Source organism: Maribacter dokdonensis DSW-8 (assembly GCF_001447995.1).
Lineage (GTDB): Bacteria > Bacteroidota > Bacteroidia > Flavobacteriales > Flavobacteriaceae > Maribacter > Maribacter dokdonensis.
The window spans coordinates 274,978-290,487 of the sequence record NZ_LDPE01000003.1; the positions used below are offsets into that span (position 1 = coordinate 274,978).

General features: G+C 36.1%; 15 protein-coding genes and 1 pseudogene. 12 read left to right on the forward strand and 4 right to left on the reverse strand.

Features of this window, described 5'->3' with window-relative positions:
• Positions 1–34: 34 nt before the first annotated feature.
• The 9 genes from I600_RS14860 to I600_RS14900 all read left to right on the forward strand — a co-directional run bounded on the left by I600_RS14860 (position 35) and on the right by I600_RS14900 (position 9,739).
• A complete protein-coding gene (locus I600_RS14860) occupies positions 35–2,014 on the forward strand; it encodes a transglutaminase domain-containing protein (protein WP_058105339.1) in 1,980 nt (659 codons plus the stop codon).
• Positions 2,015–2,021: 7 nt separating this feature from the next.
• Positions 2,022–2,348 (forward strand): nucleotide pyrophosphohydrolase, encoded by a 327-nt coding sequence (locus tag I600_RS14865; protein ID WP_058105364.1) that lies wholly within the window; start codon positions 2,022–2,024, stop codon positions 2,346–2,348.
• Positions 2,349–2,385: 37 nt separating this feature from the next.
• Positions 2,386–3,615: a 3-phosphoshikimate 1-carboxyvinyltransferase gene (gene aroA / locus I600_RS14870; protein WP_058105340.1), complete on the forward strand. Its 1,230-nt coding sequence runs from the start codon at positions 2,386–2,388 to the stop codon at positions 3,613–3,615.
• 79 nt (positions 3,616–3,694) lie between these two features.
• On the forward strand, positions 3,695–4,744 hold the full coding sequence (queA, locus tag I600_RS14875) for a tRNA preQ1(34) S-adenosylmethionine ribosyltransferase-isomerase QueA (RefSeq protein WP_058105341.1): 1,050 nt from the start codon (positions 3,695–3,697) through the stop codon (positions 4,742–4,744).
• Between the two features lie 101 nt (positions 4,745–4,845).
• The gene (gene rlmN, locus I600_RS14880; protein WP_058105342.1) at positions 4,846–5,889 is read left to right on the forward strand and encodes a 23S rRNA (adenine(2503)-C(2))-methyltransferase RlmN; all 1,044 of its coding nucleotides are present in this window, start codon (positions 4,846–4,848) and stop codon (positions 5,887–5,889) included.
• A 288-nt stretch (positions 5,890–6,177) separates the two neighbouring features.
• Positions 6,178–7,155, forward strand: a complete 978-nt coding sequence (locus tag I600_RS14885) for a polyprenyl synthetase family protein (RefSeq protein ID WP_058105343.1) — start codon at positions 6,178–6,180, stop codon at positions 7,153–7,155.
• Positions 7,156–7,278: 123 nt separating this feature from the next.
• Positions 7,279–7,842, forward strand: coding sequence for an RNA polymerase sigma factor (locus I600_RS14890; protein WP_058105365.1), 564 nt, complete (start codon positions 7,279–7,281; stop codon positions 7,840–7,842).
• Positions 7,829–8,578, forward strand: coding sequence for a hypothetical protein (locus tag I600_RS14895; protein ID WP_058105344.1), 750 nt, complete (start codon positions 7,829–7,831; stop codon positions 8,576–8,578). The genes I600_RS14890 and I600_RS14895 overlap by 14 nt, the downstream gene beginning before the upstream one ends.
• Positions 8,579–8,665: 87 nt before the next feature.
• The gene (locus tag I600_RS14900; RefSeq protein ID WP_058105366.1) at positions 8,666–9,739 is read left to right on the forward strand and encodes a hypothetical protein; all 1,074 of its coding nucleotides are present in this window, start codon (positions 8,666–8,668) and stop codon (positions 9,737–9,739) included.
• A gap of 63 nt (positions 9,740–9,802) precedes the next feature.
• Here I600_RS14900 and I600_RS14905 read toward each other — a convergent pair whose 3' ends face one another.
• Entirely contained in the window at positions 9,803–10,045 is a 243-nt protein-coding gene (locus I600_RS14905; protein WP_058105345.1) for a zinc-ribbon domain-containing protein, read from the reverse strand.
• 60 nt (positions 10,046–10,105) lie between these two features.
• On the opposite strand from I600_RS14905, the gene dnaG reads away from it, so the two are divergent.
• Positions 10,106–12,091: a DNA primase gene (gene dnaG / locus I600_RS14910; protein ID WP_058105346.1), complete on the forward strand. Its 1,986-nt coding sequence runs from the start codon at positions 10,106–10,108 to the stop codon at positions 12,089–12,091.
• Positions 12,092–12,162: 71 nt separating this feature from the next.
• Here dnaG and I600_RS14915 read toward each other — a convergent pair whose 3' ends face one another.
• Both I600_RS14915 and nadE read right to left on the reverse strand, forming a co-directional pair.
• Positions 12,163–12,792 (reverse strand): response regulator, encoded by a 630-nt coding sequence (locus tag I600_RS14915; RefSeq protein ID WP_058105367.1) that lies wholly within the window; start codon positions 12,790–12,792, stop codon positions 12,163–12,165.
• 165 nt (positions 12,793–12,957) lie between these two features.
• Complete coding sequence (gene nadE / locus I600_RS14920; protein ID WP_058105347.1) at positions 12,958–13,746, reverse strand: NAD(+) synthase; 789 nt, start codon at positions 13,744–13,746, stop codon at positions 12,958–12,960.
• Positions 13,747–13,816: 70 nt separating this feature from the next.
• On the opposite strand from nadE, the gene gldB reads away from it, so the two are divergent.
• The gene (gene gldB / locus I600_RS14925; protein ID WP_058105348.1) at positions 13,817–14,794 is read left to right on the forward strand and encodes a gliding motility lipoprotein GldB; all 978 of its coding nucleotides are present in this window, start codon (positions 13,817–13,819) and stop codon (positions 14,792–14,794) included.
• Complete coding sequence (gene gldC / locus I600_RS14930; protein ID WP_058105349.1) at positions 14,795–15,136, forward strand: gliding motility protein GldC; 342 nt, start codon at positions 14,795–14,797, stop codon at positions 15,134–15,136.
• Here the strand turns inward: gldC and I600_RS19340 are convergent.
• Positions 15,133–15,510 (reverse strand): annotated as a pseudogene (locus tag I600_RS19340) (hypothetical protein); the annotation flags it as partial. The gene gldC and the pseudogene I600_RS19340 overlap by 4 nt on opposite strands.

The following is a 15,510-nucleotide window of genomic DNA, read 5'->3' on the forward strand; positions in this document are numbered from 1 at the left end:
GCGAACTTTTTATTAGAAAAATAAATCAATCTAAATGTATAAAATTATTTATTTATCACTCTTTGTTGTTACCATGATCTTTTCTGTTAACCAGATTTTAGCTCAAGAAAAACCAGAGTTTGGAACCATTTTAAAATCAGAAAGTGAATTTGCCTTTTATGAAAAAGATCCAGAGGCAACAGGTATCTATTTATCGGAATATGGTCACAATTTTTTTGATGTAAGAGATGATTACATTTGGCTAATTACCAAATACCATGCAAAAGTGAAGGTTTTAAATATGGAAGGCTTTAAAAATGCGGACATTGAAATACCTTTATATCATTCAAAAAAAAGTAAGGAAAAAATAGTAAATATTAGGGCCATTACTCATTATAATGGCATGCGTATTCCGGTCAAAGCTGAAGAATTTTATGAAGAAGTGGTAAATGAAAAATGGACCCAACTAAAATTTACTTTTCCAAATGTACAAGAAGGGGCAATACTGGAGTATGAATACGAAATGCAGTCACCTTTTCATTTTAATTTTCAGGGTTGGGAGTTTCAGACCGACATTCCTAAGTTATATTCTGAATTTTATGCGGAAATACCGGGTAATTGGCTGTATAACAGAAGTATAATAGGGTCTTTGAAACTTTCTGTGGATGAATCTAGAATAATAAGTTCTTGTTTTAAGTTTCCAGGATTGAAGCAAGATAGTGATTGTGAAGCGCTAAGATATGCCATGAAAGATATACCCGCCTTTAAGGATTCAGAAAAGTACATGCTTTCGGCAAATAATTACAGATCCAGAATTGAGTTTGAACTTTCTGAATATAAAAGTTTTTATGGGGGCACGGATAAATATACGAAAACATGGAAAGCGGTAGATAGGGAATTTAAAACAGATGGAGATTTAGGTGTTCAGCTTAAAAAGAAAAATTTTTTTTCAAAAAGTGTTGATCCGGGTCTTTTGACTCAGGGAGACGATTTGACCAGGGCTAAGAATATTTATGAGTTTGTCAAAAATCATTTTACATGGAATGAAGAGTATGGGGTATGGAATGACAATAAAGTGAAAAATGCTTTTGATCAGAAAAAGGGTAGTGCAGCTGAAATTAATATTTCATTGATCAATTTATTAAATGCTGCGGGTATAAATGTTAATATGATGTTATTGGCAACAAGAAACAAAGGGCTACCTAAGAAAACTCATCCGGTAATGACCGACTTCAATTATCTTGTAGCTAAAGTGGATATTGGTGAAAAATCTTATTTGTTAGACGCGACCAATAAGTACATGCCTTTTGGTATGTTACCTTATCATAGCTTAAATTATTATGGTCGTGTAATGGATTTTGATAATAATAGTTATTGGTACGATATTGTACCTGAAAAGTCAAATGCCGTCATGTTGCGTGCTCAAATGACAATCAATGCAAGCGAAAAAAAATTAACTGGAGTATTTGACCTTATAAATACAGGATATAAAAAAGTTGTTCAAGATGAAGTGTTGTCAACAACAAAAGAAGATAGTTATATTGAAAGATTAGAAGAAGAAATTTCAGATGATTTTCATATCATGTCTCATGAAAAACAACTTAAATATTCTGATGAAAAGAAGTTGACAGAAAGATTCAATTTTGAAATGGAAAACTTGTTTCAAGGGGATAATATTTACTTAAATCCCTTTGTGATTAAATTTTTTGATAACAATCCGTTTACAGCTTCGGAAAGAAATTATCCGGTTGATTTTGGTTATCCAATGAAATATCAGTACGTTTTAAATGTTAAAATACCGGATGGGTATAATGTAAAGTCGATACCTGAAAATAAGAATTTTTCCTTACCAGATAATGGTGGCGTATTGAAACTAAATGTATCAGATAATAAAAGTGATACCCTTAATTTATTTTTTACTTTTGATTTGAATTCTGCTCATTATAGTAATGCATACTATGCAGGTTTGAAACAATTTTTTAATGAAGCGGTAAAAAGCCAAAGTCAATCTTTAATTGTTTTTGAAAAAATTTAGAATTAATATGAACATTGAAAGCGCACAAAAAGCAGTTGATGACTGGATCAAGGAGCACGGAGTTCGCTACTTTAACGAATTAACCAATATGGCACAGCTTACCGAAGAAGTGGGCGAGGTGGCTAGAATTATCGCTAGACGCTATGGAGAGCAAAGCGAAAAAGAGTCTGATAAGAACAAAGATCTGGGCGAAGAATTGGCAGATGTAATGTTCGTAGTGTTGTGTTTGGCCAATCAAACGGGTGTTGATTTGCAACAAGCTTTTGATAAAAAGTTAGATTTAAAAACAAAGCGAGATCATGACCGTCATCACAACAATAAAAAGTTGAAATAGGCTTATATTTGTTGTTCTATTTTTAAAAAGATACGCATTGAAACTTCACTTGACAGGTCCGTCCAATACCACGCTTAATGATACGATTACCATAACAGGTTCAAAGAGTGAATCTAACCGTAGTTTATTATTGGCTGCATTGTTTTCTGATATAACCATTGAGAACATTTCCAATTCAGATGATGCCCAGGTAATGGCAAAAGGTTTGAAAATTTCAGAAGGTACGGTTGATATTCATCATGCAGGTACCGCCATGCGTTTTTTAACCGGATATTTTGCATCACAGGCAGGTAAGGAAGTAGTGCTTACCGGTTCTAAAAGAATGACGGAGCGACCCATAGAAATCTTGGTAGATGCCTTAAAAACCTTGGGAGCGGAAATATCTTATGTTCAAGATGAGGGGTATCCTCCCATAAAAATTAAAGGACAGCATATTATAAAAGATAAAGTGAGTTTGCCGGCAAATGTAAGTAGCCAATATATTTCTTCGTTATTGTTGATTGCTCCAAGTTTGGAGAACGGACTTCAATTAGAGTTAATCGGTAAAATTACCTCGGTACCGTATATAAAAATGACCTTGGCATTGTTAGAGGAAATTGGAGTGGAAACTTCTTTTGAGGGTAATCTTATTAAAGTGTCGCCAAAGGCAAAAGTAGCACCAACGACATTGGTGGTAGAATCAGATTGGAGTTCTGCCTCATATTTTTATGGTATTTGTGCACTGGCAGCACCAGGAACGCAAATTACTTTATCGGCATATAAAAAAGAAAGTCTTCAAGGAGATAGCGTACTTGCTAGTATTTATACTTCATTTGGTGTGGAGACTACTTTTGGCAATAATACGGTTACCTTAAAGAAGACCGACAAAAAGATAGAAGCTAAGAATGAGTTTGATCTGGCAAATGCTCCAGATATAGCCCAAACAATTGCGGTTACCTGCTTTGGTTTGGGGGTAGGTTGTTATTTAACCGGACTGCACACGTTAAAGATCAAAGAAACGGATCGTTTAGAGGCTTTGCATACAGAACTGTCTAAATTAGGGGCAAACATATCCGTAACGGATAAAACCTTGACCATAATACCATCTGTAGGTATTCTGGAAGATATTGCTATAGATACATATAATGATCATAGAATGGCAATGGCTTTTGCTCCTTTGGCCATGAAAACTACACTTATTGTTAATGATGCAGAGGTGGTATCTAAGTCATATCCAGATTTTTGGAACGACCTAAAACAATTGGATTTCGGTATAAGGGAATTATAATTAAGGATTTACTTGACAAGGCCTATCTGCAGATTGTATATTTGCAGCCGCAATTTGCTACATTAAATATAATAGCTACATGAAATTATCAAATTTTAATTTTGAGCTTCCTAAAGAATTATTGGCGGAGCATCCATCTGAAAATAGAGATGAGTCTAAGTTAATGGTCATCCACAGAGATACCGGAAAAATTGAACACAAAATGTTCAAGGACATGATCGACTATTTTGATGAAGGTGATGTCATGGTTCTTAACAATACAAAAGTATTTCCTGCCCGTTTGTACGGTAACAAGGAAAAAACAGGAGCTCGTATTGAGGTTTTTCTTTTACGTGAGTTAAACGAAGAGCAACGCCTTTGGGATGTTCTTGTAGATCCTGCACGTAAAATACGTATTGGTAACAAACTATATTTTGGTGATGATGAAACCTTGGTAGCGGAAGTTATTGATAATACTACTTCTAGAGGTAGAACGTTACGTTTTTTATATGATGGTGCTTACCTTGATTTCAGAAGAAAATTAAGGGAATTAGGAGAAACTCCGTTACCAAAATATATAAAGAGAGATGTTGAGCCAGAAGATGAAAATCGTTACCAAACGATCTATGCTAAGCATGAAGGTGCTGTGGCGGCTCCAACTGCTGGTTTGCACTTTTCTAAACATTTGTTGAAGCGTTTAGAAATTAAGGGTGTAGATTTTGCTGAGTTGACTTTGCACGTAGGTTTAGGTACATTCAACCCAGTTGAGGTAGAAGATCTTTCTAAGCATAAAATGGATAGTGAGGAAATGTTCATTGATGAAAAAGCTGCAGAGATAGTAAACAATGCAAAAGCGAAAAAACGTCGTATTTGTGCAGTAGGTACTACGGCAATGCGTGGCTTGGAAAGTGCAGTGTCGTCTAAGCAGACATTGAATACCTATGAGGGTTGGACAAATAAGTTCATATTCCCTCCATATGATTTTAGTATTGCAAATGCCATGATTACAAACTTCCATTTGCCAAAATCAACATTGTTGATGATGGTATCTGCATTTATGGGTCATGATCTAATGAACAAAGCATATAAAGAAGCAATATTGGAAAGCTATAAGTTCTACTCTTATGGTGATGCCATGTTGATCATATAAGTTGATATAATCCTTTTTAAAAAGGAAAATTTTTTAATCCCGCTTTATCTACATATTGACAAAGCGGGATTTTTATCACCAGTAATACCTACCTTTAATAGATGGAAGAAATAAAGAAAAAAGATATCCGGGCACTAACGAGAGAGCAGCTAAGGGAGTTCTTTGTTTCTAATGGTGACAAAGCTTTTCGTGGCAACCAGGTCTACGAGTGGTTATGGCAAAAAGCTGCGTATTCTTTTGATGTAATGACCAATTTATCAAAAGAAACCAGGGAAATGCTAGAAGCCAATTTTGTCATTAACCATATTAAGGTAGATCAAATGCAGCGCAGTAGTGACGGTACTATAAAAAATGCGGTGCGTTTGCATGACGATTTAATTGTAGAGTCCGTTTTAATACCTACAAAATCAAGAACAACTGCTTGTGTGTCCAGTCAAGTAGGGTGTAGTTTAGATTGTAGGTTCTGTGCAACGGCACGTTTAAAACGAATGCGAAATTTAAACCCCGATGAAATATATGATCAGGTTGTCGCTATTGATAATGAAAGCAGATTGTATTTTGACAGACCTTTAAGCAATATTGTTTTTATGGGCATGGGAGAGCCTTTAATGAACTACAATAACGTATTAAAGGCTATTGATAAAATCACCTCTTCAGACGGGCTGGGCATGTCTCCAAAGAGAATTACGGTCTCCACCTCTGGTGTGCCTAAATTGATCCGAAAAATGGCCGATGACGAAGTTAAATTTAAATTGGCGGTTTCTTTACATTCAGCTGTTGATGAAATTCGTACGTCAATAATGCCCTTTAACGCTAAGTTTACCTTGAGCGATTTAAGGGAGTCTCTACAGTACTGGTACCAAAAGACAAAAAGTAGAATTACGTATGAGTATGTGGTTTGGGAAGGCATAAACGATACTCAAAAAGATGTAGATGCGTTAGTGGAGTTTTGCCGTTTTGCACCTTCTAAAGTAAATCTTATAGAATACAACCCTATTGATGACGGTGAATTTAAGCAAGCATCTAATGCAGCAATAGATCGCTATGTAAATTCATTGGAGCGTAATAATATCACCGTAACCGTTCGTCGTTCTAGAGGAAAGGATATTGATGCCGCATGTGGGCAATTGGCGAATAAAAGTTAGAAGTACAAAGTGGAAAGCACTAAGTATTAAGTTAGAAGAGAGAAAATAGAGTATAGAAAATAGACTTGTTAGAAGATAAATTATTTAGCACAGCTAAGCTTTAGAAATGAAAGGTATTAAGTAATACGAATTACTAGAGCAATTGCTAATATAATATCTTAGTACTTTATACTTTATACTTAATACTAAAAACGCAAAGCGTTATAGCCAACAACCAACCTTAAAATTCTTTCCGGCTACTGTTATTTCATAGCTTTTGCCTAATTTTGATGTTCTAATGAAGATCGCCTGAAAATTGTAGCACAAATAAAGGAACCTGTCTATCAGGAAATGGAGTTGTTTGAGTCTAAGTTTAGAGATTCAATGACATCTAAGGTTGCATTACTCAATAGAATTACCCATTACATCGTAAATAGAAAAGGGAAGCAAATGCGCCCTATGTTCGTATTTTTAACGGCAAAGCTGTTAAATAATGGCGAAGTAAATGAGCGTACCTATCGTGGTGCATCGGTAATCGAGTTGATACATACGGCTACATTGGTGCATGATGATGTAGTAGATGAGAGTAATAAACGACGGGGCTTCTTCTCTATAAACGCCCTGTGGAAAAATAAGATTGCCGTTTTAGTGGGAGACTACCTGCTTTCAAAAGGCTTGTTGCTTTCTATTGATAATGGAGATTTTGATCTGCTAAAAATAATCTCCGTTGCCGTTCGTGAAATGAGTGAGGGCGAGTTGCTGCAGATAGAAAAAGCTAGACGCTTAGATATTACCGAAGAGGTGTATTATGATATCATTAGGCAAAAGACCGCCACGTTAATAGCGGCATGTTGTTCGTTGGGTGCATGTTCTGTAAAGCCCGAAAGCATAGATGTGGAAACGTTTAGAAAATTTGGGGAGTTGTGTGGTATGGCCTTCCAGATTAAAGATGACCTTTTTGATTATGGTGGTCAAAAAATAGGTAAGCCAACCGGTATAGATATCAAAGAACAGAAAATGACCTTGCCTTTGATCTACGCGCTTAACCATTGTTCTAAAAAAGAGAAAAGTTGGGTAATCAATTCCATCAAAAATCATAATAAGGACAAAAAGCGGGTAAAGGAGGTCATAGCCTTTGTAAAGGAAAAAGGTGGCTTGGATTATGCGGTAAGTAAAATGCTACAGTATAGAAATGAAGCCCTCGAGCTTTTGGACACCTACCCAGAATCCGATTATAAAAGTGCTTTGCAGCTCATGGTCAACTATGTGGTTGATCGTAAAAAGTAATTTTTTTACAAATCAAACAACTGGTAATCAGTATATTGGAAAATAATTTTGAATTTTTTTATTTTTCAGGCAACTATATTTCATTCTTCGGCGTCTATGCTAATAGAAGACCAAACCAATATTTTGAAAATTATACCTTTTTATAAAAACGAGAGCCAACTCATAAAAAAAGCGTCATCGGGCAACCGCGATGCGCAAGAGCGTTTGTATAAAAAGCATGCGCCAAAAATGTTAAGCGTTTGTCGTCAGTATATAAAAGATGTTCATTTTGCGGAAGATGTAATGGTGCAGGGTTTTTTAAAAATGTTCAATAAGTTAGATACGTTTAAGTTTGAAGGTAGTTTTGAAGGGTGGTTACGTAGGATTATGGTCAGGGAAAGCATATCCTATTTAAGAAAACAACAATTTGTCGTGTATGATGATGAGGTGTACGAGAAAAATCAGTCGGAAGAGATTTCGCAGAGTACTGATTTAGATACAGAGCATATTCAACAATTGATAGACAAGTTGCCCCAAGGTTATAAAATGGTCTTTGTATTGTATACCGTAGATGGGTATAAGCATAAAGAAATTGCAGAAATGCTATCGATTACCGAGAGCACTTCAAAAACACAATTATTAAAAGCCCGAAAATTGCTTCAAGATCAATTAAGGCAACAAAATATTATAGGGTATGGAAACCGATAAATTTGAAAAACATATTAAGAACAAGTTACAAGAGCGCGAAATTCAGCCATCGGCGAATGCATGGTCCAAAATTGCATCAGAATTAAATGATGATGATGCTAAAAAGAAACCCGTATATCTATGGATGGGTATTGCGGCAAGTGTTGTTGTGTTGATCGGTATTGCAATGTTTTACTTTAATGGCAATACTACAGCTACCAAAATGCCAACAGAAATTGTAGACATTGAGAAAGAGCATACATTAAAAGAAGTTCCTGTAAAAGATGTTTTGCCTGTAGGTAAAGAGGAAGTAGAGGTGGTTGCACATTCGGAAACTGAAACCAGCATTGAGAAGGTGGTTGAGGAAGAAAATATACTAATTAAAGAACAAGAGCCTTTAGTATTAAAAGATGAAATTGAAGTTGCGGTAAACCAAGTACCTACTAGTACATCTGTTGAAAAATTAGTGGTGACCGATGATATTATAAATTCTAAAGTGGCCGATGTTATTGCACAAGTAACCGTTCTGGAGCAAAACAGTACAGTGACAGATGCCGAGGTAGATTCATTATTGAAACGTGCCCAAGATGAAATTTTAAGAGATAAAATATTTAATAAAGATAAATCTGTTGATGCTATGGCTTTGTTGACAGAGGTTGAAGATGAACTTGATCAATCCTTCCGAGACCAAATTTTTGATTCCCTAAAAGCCGGTTTTATAAAAGTGCGTACTGCTGTAGCAGACCGCAATAATTAATCAATCACAAATCGTTTTTCCTTATCTCTATAAAATACTATGGGGACAGGGAGCGGAGTTTATTCATCAAAAAAAATCAAAATAGAAATGAGAACAATTACCATGTATTTAGTAGCCATTTTGACACTTTTATTAATGCAAAGTGTAGTGGCTCAAGATAATTATATAGAAAAAGTAGAAATTTTAAAAGAGCAAAAGCTTAGTATAACTAGACAAGAAAAGGAAGCCTTAAAATTCGAAATTGCTGAAATAGTTAAACAATTGGAAAATGGTGAAATTACTGAAGAAGAGTCCAATGCCTTAAAGATGAAGGCTGCAGAAAAAAGAGCACTTAATATAGAGGAGAGAATCGCTATTATCGATAATAAAATATCCCTTTTGGAAAGAAATAACGGCGAGGTCAAAGAATTGGATACCTTAAATTATAAGTTCGCTTTTGAACTGGGAATAGGGGATGATGATGACAAAATATTTGGAATACGTATCAATGAAAATAGGCATAGAAAAGAACCGGTCTATGATAGAAGAACCTATTCTGATATTGTTTTGGCCGTTGGTTTAAATAATGCAATTATAGAAGGGCGGTCCTTAAATGATTCTCCTTATAAAATTGGTGGAAGTAGATTTTTTGAAATGGGATGGCAATGGCGCACCAGGGTGTTTAAGAATACAAATTTCCTAAGGTTCAACTATGGGTTTTCATTTCAATTTAATGGCTTAAAACCAAAGGATAATCAGTACTTGGTGTCATTGGATAACGGTCAGTCTGAGCTTCAAGAATTTGAATATGATTTGGATAAATCGAAATTTAGAATGGATAATTTAGTATTTCCTATGCATTTTGAATTTGGTCCGTCAAAGCTAACTACCACAGATAAGACCATGCGGTACTCGTTGCATAATAAATTTAGAGTTGGTTTGGGCGGTTATGCAGGGTTCAATTTAGGAACGCGTCAAAAATTAAAATATACCATTGATGGCGAAAAGGTAAAAGACAAATTAAAGCGTAGTTATAATACCAATGATCTTGTGTATGGTTTAAGTGCCTATGCGGGTGTAGATGGGGTGCTATTATATGTAAAGTATGATCTTAATCCCATATTCAAAGATGCGGCGGTAGATCAACGTAACATCTCTCTAGGTCTTAGGTTCGATCTTTAATTAAGAAATTCATCAATCAAATTAGCTGTAGTACTCCAATTTAAAAAGGGTGCTACAGCTTTTTTAATTCTCTAGATCGGCTTTCATTTCTTCGGTGAACTCGTGCTCATAATATCCACGTTTGCAGTGGCTACATTCTACGGTAGTGGTACTGGAAATTTTAAAAAGCTTGATCCAAAATATATGGAAGTAATTCTTTTGGGTAAACGCTGTTAACGTTCCTTTTTGTTGGCAATAAGGACAAGTGCTATGAAAAAGATTTTTAGTTACCGGCTTTCCTGGTCTGGTGCCAAAGAATAGAATCATTTTGCTATTTTTGATGTTCTAATTTACGTAAAATTATTTCCAGCTTTTAGCAAGATTTTCATGATAGCAAAAACAACCATAGATCAAGTTTACGAAACTGCTCGCCTAGAGGAGGTTATTGGTGATTTTGTACAGTTAAAGAAATCGGGTTCCAACTTTAAAGGCTTAAGTCCGTTTAGTGATGAGCGTACACCTAGCTTTATGGTATCTCCCGTAAAGCAAATTTGGAAAGACTTTAGTAGCGGTAAAGGCGGTAATGTAGTTGCTTTTTTAATGGAGCATGAACATTTTACCTATCCAGAGGCTATTAAGTACCTAGCTAAGAAATATAATATTGAGGTAGAAGAGACAGAACAATCCAGTGAGCAAAAAGAGCAGGCAAATGAGCGTGAAAGCATGTATTTGGTATCAGAATTTGCTCAAGGCCATTTTAAGGAAATGCTTTGGGAGAGCGAGCTAGGTAAGGCTATTGGGCTAACGTATTTTAAAGAACGTGGTTTTACAGATGAGACCATCAAAAAATTTGAATTAGGGTATTGTTTAGATCAATGGGACGGCTTTACAACGGCCGCATTGGATAAAGGATATAAGTTAGATTACCTGCAAAAAACCGGACTTACCATTGTAAAGGATGATCCCAACAACCCAAACGGTGCTAGAAAATTTGATCGATTCAAGGGCAGGGTCATGTTTCCTATACATTCCTTAAGTGGACGTGTTTTAGGTTTTGGTGGGCGTATTTTAACGAACGATAAAAAAGCGGCCAAATACCTGAATTCGCCCGAAAGTGACATCTATCATAAGAGTAAGGTGTTGTATGGTATTTATTATGCCAAGCAAGCCATAGCAAAAGAAGATAATTGCTTTTTGGTAGAAGGATATACGGATGTTATTCAATTTGCACAACGAGGCATAGAGAATGTGGTGTCTTCTAGTGGTACGGCTTTAACGCCAGAGCAGATCAGGCTCATAAATAGGTTGACCAAGAATATTACGGTATTGTTTGATGGCGATGCGGCTGGTCTACGAGCATCGTTAAGGGGTATTGACCTTATTTTGGAGCAGGGTATGAACGTAAGGGTCTGTACGTTTCCAGAAGGTGAAGACCCGGATAGCTTTGCAAAGAATAATGAGTTAGATGATGTGTTGGCTTACTTAAGTGATAATGCCAAAGATTTTATTCAGTTCAAGGCATCGCTTTTGGTAAAGGAAGCGGATAATGATCCTATTAAAAGAGCAGATACTGTTAGGGATATTGTAAACAGTATTTCCAAGATTCCGGATCGCATTCAAAAGGAAATATATATTCAAGAGTGTGCACAGATCATGAATATCTCAGAAGCTGTCTTGTTCAATACCTTGGCGCAGATAGATAAAAAGGGAGAGAAAGATTTTAAGAAGCAGCAGAAAGAAGAGCCTAAGGCTTTTGATGTAGTACGCAATACAGATGAGCAAAAACCGGAAAAAGTTGATGTGCAGTATGTATTAGAGCGCAAAATTATAGAGTCCCTAATGTTGTACGGTAGCAATATAGAAGAGTTTGAAGACTTGGTGTTAAAGGAAAACGACGCCGGAGACTTGGAATTGGAGCCAGAATCAATGGAAATCAAGGTGTACGAGAAAATATATCTAGATCTACAAGAAGATGAAATAGAGTTGGCCAATGAAGATTTTAGAAAGATGTATGGCAAATTGATCGAAGCCTTGAATGAAGAGGGCGATTTTTCGATCACCACTTTTGTTAACGGATTAGATCAAGAAATGGCAAATCAAATATCTTCAATTTTAATGGAAGAAGAGCGTTATGCCCTGCATAACTGGGAGCGCAAAGATATTTATCCAAAAAAGAAAGAAATAGGGGTGTCTCAATTGGTGAGTGAAACTATTTTGACCTTGCGCTGTTTTTTGATCAAAAAGAGGATGACGGCCTTGCAGCATACTACGGAACAAGCAGATAAGGACAATAGGGAAGCGCTAGAGGAAATTATGAACTATATTCAGTTGAACAAGTTGTTGAATCAGAAATTAAATAGGGTTTTGTCATAAAACTTAAATGATTGCATAAAAAAAAGACCTGTTTTAAACAGGTCTTTTTTATTTTATTCAGTTGTAAGAATTTAGTACAATTCCAATGCTTTCGCTTGTTGTAATAAATCTACCATATTATCTACGTTCAATTTTTTCATTAAACGAGCTTTGTAGGTACTAACTGTTTTTTCGTTTAGGTTTAAACCTAAAGCAACTTCTTTGTTGCGCTTACCACTAGCTAAAAGCTTTAACACTTCAATTTCTCTAGTAGATAGTTTTCTAAAGAACCTTCTTGGTTTTTTAGTTCCTTCATCAAAAGCAAGTCTTTGTGCAAGTTCATTTGTAATGAACATGCTTCCTTCGCTTACTTTGGTCACTGCTGCAGTAATATATTCTACACCAGATGATTTGGATAAATATCCAAAAGCACCGGCTCTAATGGCACTTAGGGCATATACATCTTCAGATTGACCGCTGTACATAAGGACTTTTACGTCCGCGTAATCTTTCTTAATTCTGCGTAATGCCGCTATTCCGTTAATTTCCGGAATATCCATTTCTAACATGACCACATCGGGGGTTGTGTCTTTGAGTTTTTCGAACAGCTCTTCGGTAGTAGCTACCTCATCGATCAGTTCAAAGCCCTCAGCGGATTCTAGAACCTTCCTAACTCCCATTCTTATGATAGGATGATTGTCCGCTATTAAAACTTTGATCATTAATTTGTTTTTTTTATAGATTTCAAAACCTATTTTGTCTGAAAAGACAACATGCAATGTAAGGCTTAAAATTCTAAATTAGAAGCCAAAGTTGCATTTTTTTATTATTAACGTATAATTTTCATCTTTATTTTCGATTTAATACATTGATTCTTAGTTGAGTTGTTATTTTAACTCTGTAGGAATCTCACAAACAGGTATAGGTAACATTTTGTGTTGGTTCATAGTATTCAACCTCGTAAAAATCGTATATACTTCTTTTTGTCTACCCTCAAAATCGGCTATGGTCTTTCCTTCGTCTTTCATGTTCATGGCCCACTCTAGCTCAGGGTAAGATGCGCCAATCTGATCCTCGTCGGTTCTATCATCTCCCCAAAGTCCGTCCGTAGGTGCGGCATCAATAATTTCTTTGTTAACGCCCAAAGTCTTAGCAATATCGTACACTTCGGTTTTCATTAAATCCGCTATAGGGCTAAGGTCTACACCGCCGTCACCGTATTTGGTATAAAAACCAACACCAAAATCTTCTACTTTATTTCCGGTTCCTGCTACAAGATAGCGCTCAAGCGCGGCAAAATAATACAAACTGGTCATTCGCAATCTTGCTCTTGTATTTGCCAATGACATAAACCTATCCTCTTCATTATCTACTGCAGGCAGTGCGGCCACCAAACTATCAAATACCGGGGTAAGGTTTACGGGTTGTCTTCTAACATTGGGAAAATTTTCTATTAACCAATCAATATGTCTAGAAGCACGGTCATTTTGGTTCTCGGCTTGGTGAATGGGCATTTCTAGGCAAAGCAGGTCTAAACCTGTTTTTGCGCATAGGGTAGAAGTAACCGCAGAATCAATTCCGCCGGATACTCCAATGACAAAACCTTTCTGTTTTGCATTTACAGCATAATCTTTTAACCACTTTACAATGTGTTCAATTACCTTTTCAGTTTGCATACCGCTCTAATTATTTAGTAAAATCAATTAACTTTGCCTTAAAAATAAGTTGAACACTGTGAATAATAAAATGTATTGTAAAATACTTGCCAAGGTCAAACCTATTTTTATACTATTATCAGTTTTTGTCATTCTTTCTAGTTGTAATGATAGCGATAAGGTGGCCAAAGAGATCGCAGCCGTACCTATGGACCTTAAAATAGCACGTTTTGATCGTGAATTTGCGTCTTCGGGAGAAGAGGGTTTACCAGGTTTGCGTAAAATGTATCCGTATTTATTTCCGGCTCCCGATAGTGTTTGGATCGCCAAAATGAATGATTCCCTTCAAATTGAATTATTTCAAGAAGTGGGTAACGCCTTTCGTAGTTTTGAAGATGAGGAAGAAGGTTTGGTACAATTGTTTAAACATATCAAATATTATTTTCCGGAATATACAGTGCCAAAGGTAATTACGGTTACCAATGATGTAGATTACAACAACAGGATTATTTTGACCGATAGTTTGTTGTTCATAAGCCTTGATAATTATTTAGGACCAGAGCATAAGTATTACGGAGGTTTTCAGCGCTATATAGCGCATACCTTGGATCGCAACTATTTGGTGAGCGATGTGGCAAGTTCCTTTGCAAAACAGGTAGTGCCAAGACCCAGGGAGCGAACATTTCTTGCCCGTATGATCTATTTTGGTAAAGAACTGTATTTAAAGGATGTGCTTATGCCCAATGTAGATAATCGCAAGAAAATAGGCTATTCACAAGAGGATTTGGATTGGGCTTTTGCCAATGAAGAACCTATGTGGAGAAATTTTATAGAGAATGAATACCTGTACAGTACAGATAATAAATTGAACCAACGGTTTTTAGAGCCTGCCCCTTTCTCAAAATTTGGATTGGAACTGGACAATGAATCGCCGGGTAAATTAGGAAGATTTGTAGGATGGCAAATTGTACGTGCCTTTATGGAGAATAATGAAGTTGATGTAAAACAACTGATGACCATGCCTGCAGAAGAGATATTTAAGAAATCGAATTACAAACCAAGAAATTAAATGGCAGATTTACATACTTCAGAAATTACGTTGCGCGTAGGATTGGATGAGAATAGAGTTCCTGAAAAATTAAACTGGTCTGCACAAGACGGTGGTATTGAGAATGAAGAGGCAAAGGCAATGTTGTTATCCGTTTGGGATAGTAAAAACCAAGAATCTTTAAAGATCGATTTATGGACCAAGGATATGCCGGTAGATGAAATGAAAACATTCTTTCATCAAACATTGGTTTCGTTATCGGAAACTTTCTTAAAAGCAACGCAAGACGAGAAAATGACGGCTACCATGAAGGATTTCTGTGATTATTTCGCAGAGAACCTAAATTTAAAAGATCAGGGTTAAGCGGATTTCAATTTCTTTTTTCCTTTTGTTTTTTTGATCCAATAGATAATATAGGCAGTTCCTAAAACGGACGGTGTTATCCACGCCCAAAGGGTATCTTGGTGCATACCGGCTACAATAAATGCTGTTACCGATGCAATAAGTGCACCCAGCATTCTGCTTAAATGGTTTATGAGCCAAAGCTTCCTGTTTTCTAATGTGTTGCTATACAATTTAAAATCTCCATAAGGCATAAACAGTCCAAAGCAACCAAAGAACAAGAACAAGATACTTTGGTTATACCCTTGTTTAAGTCCTATAATTCCAAATGCTATCATCAGCATGGCAGATAGGATCATAATTCCTGAAACTAACTTATCGGTATAATTGGCTTT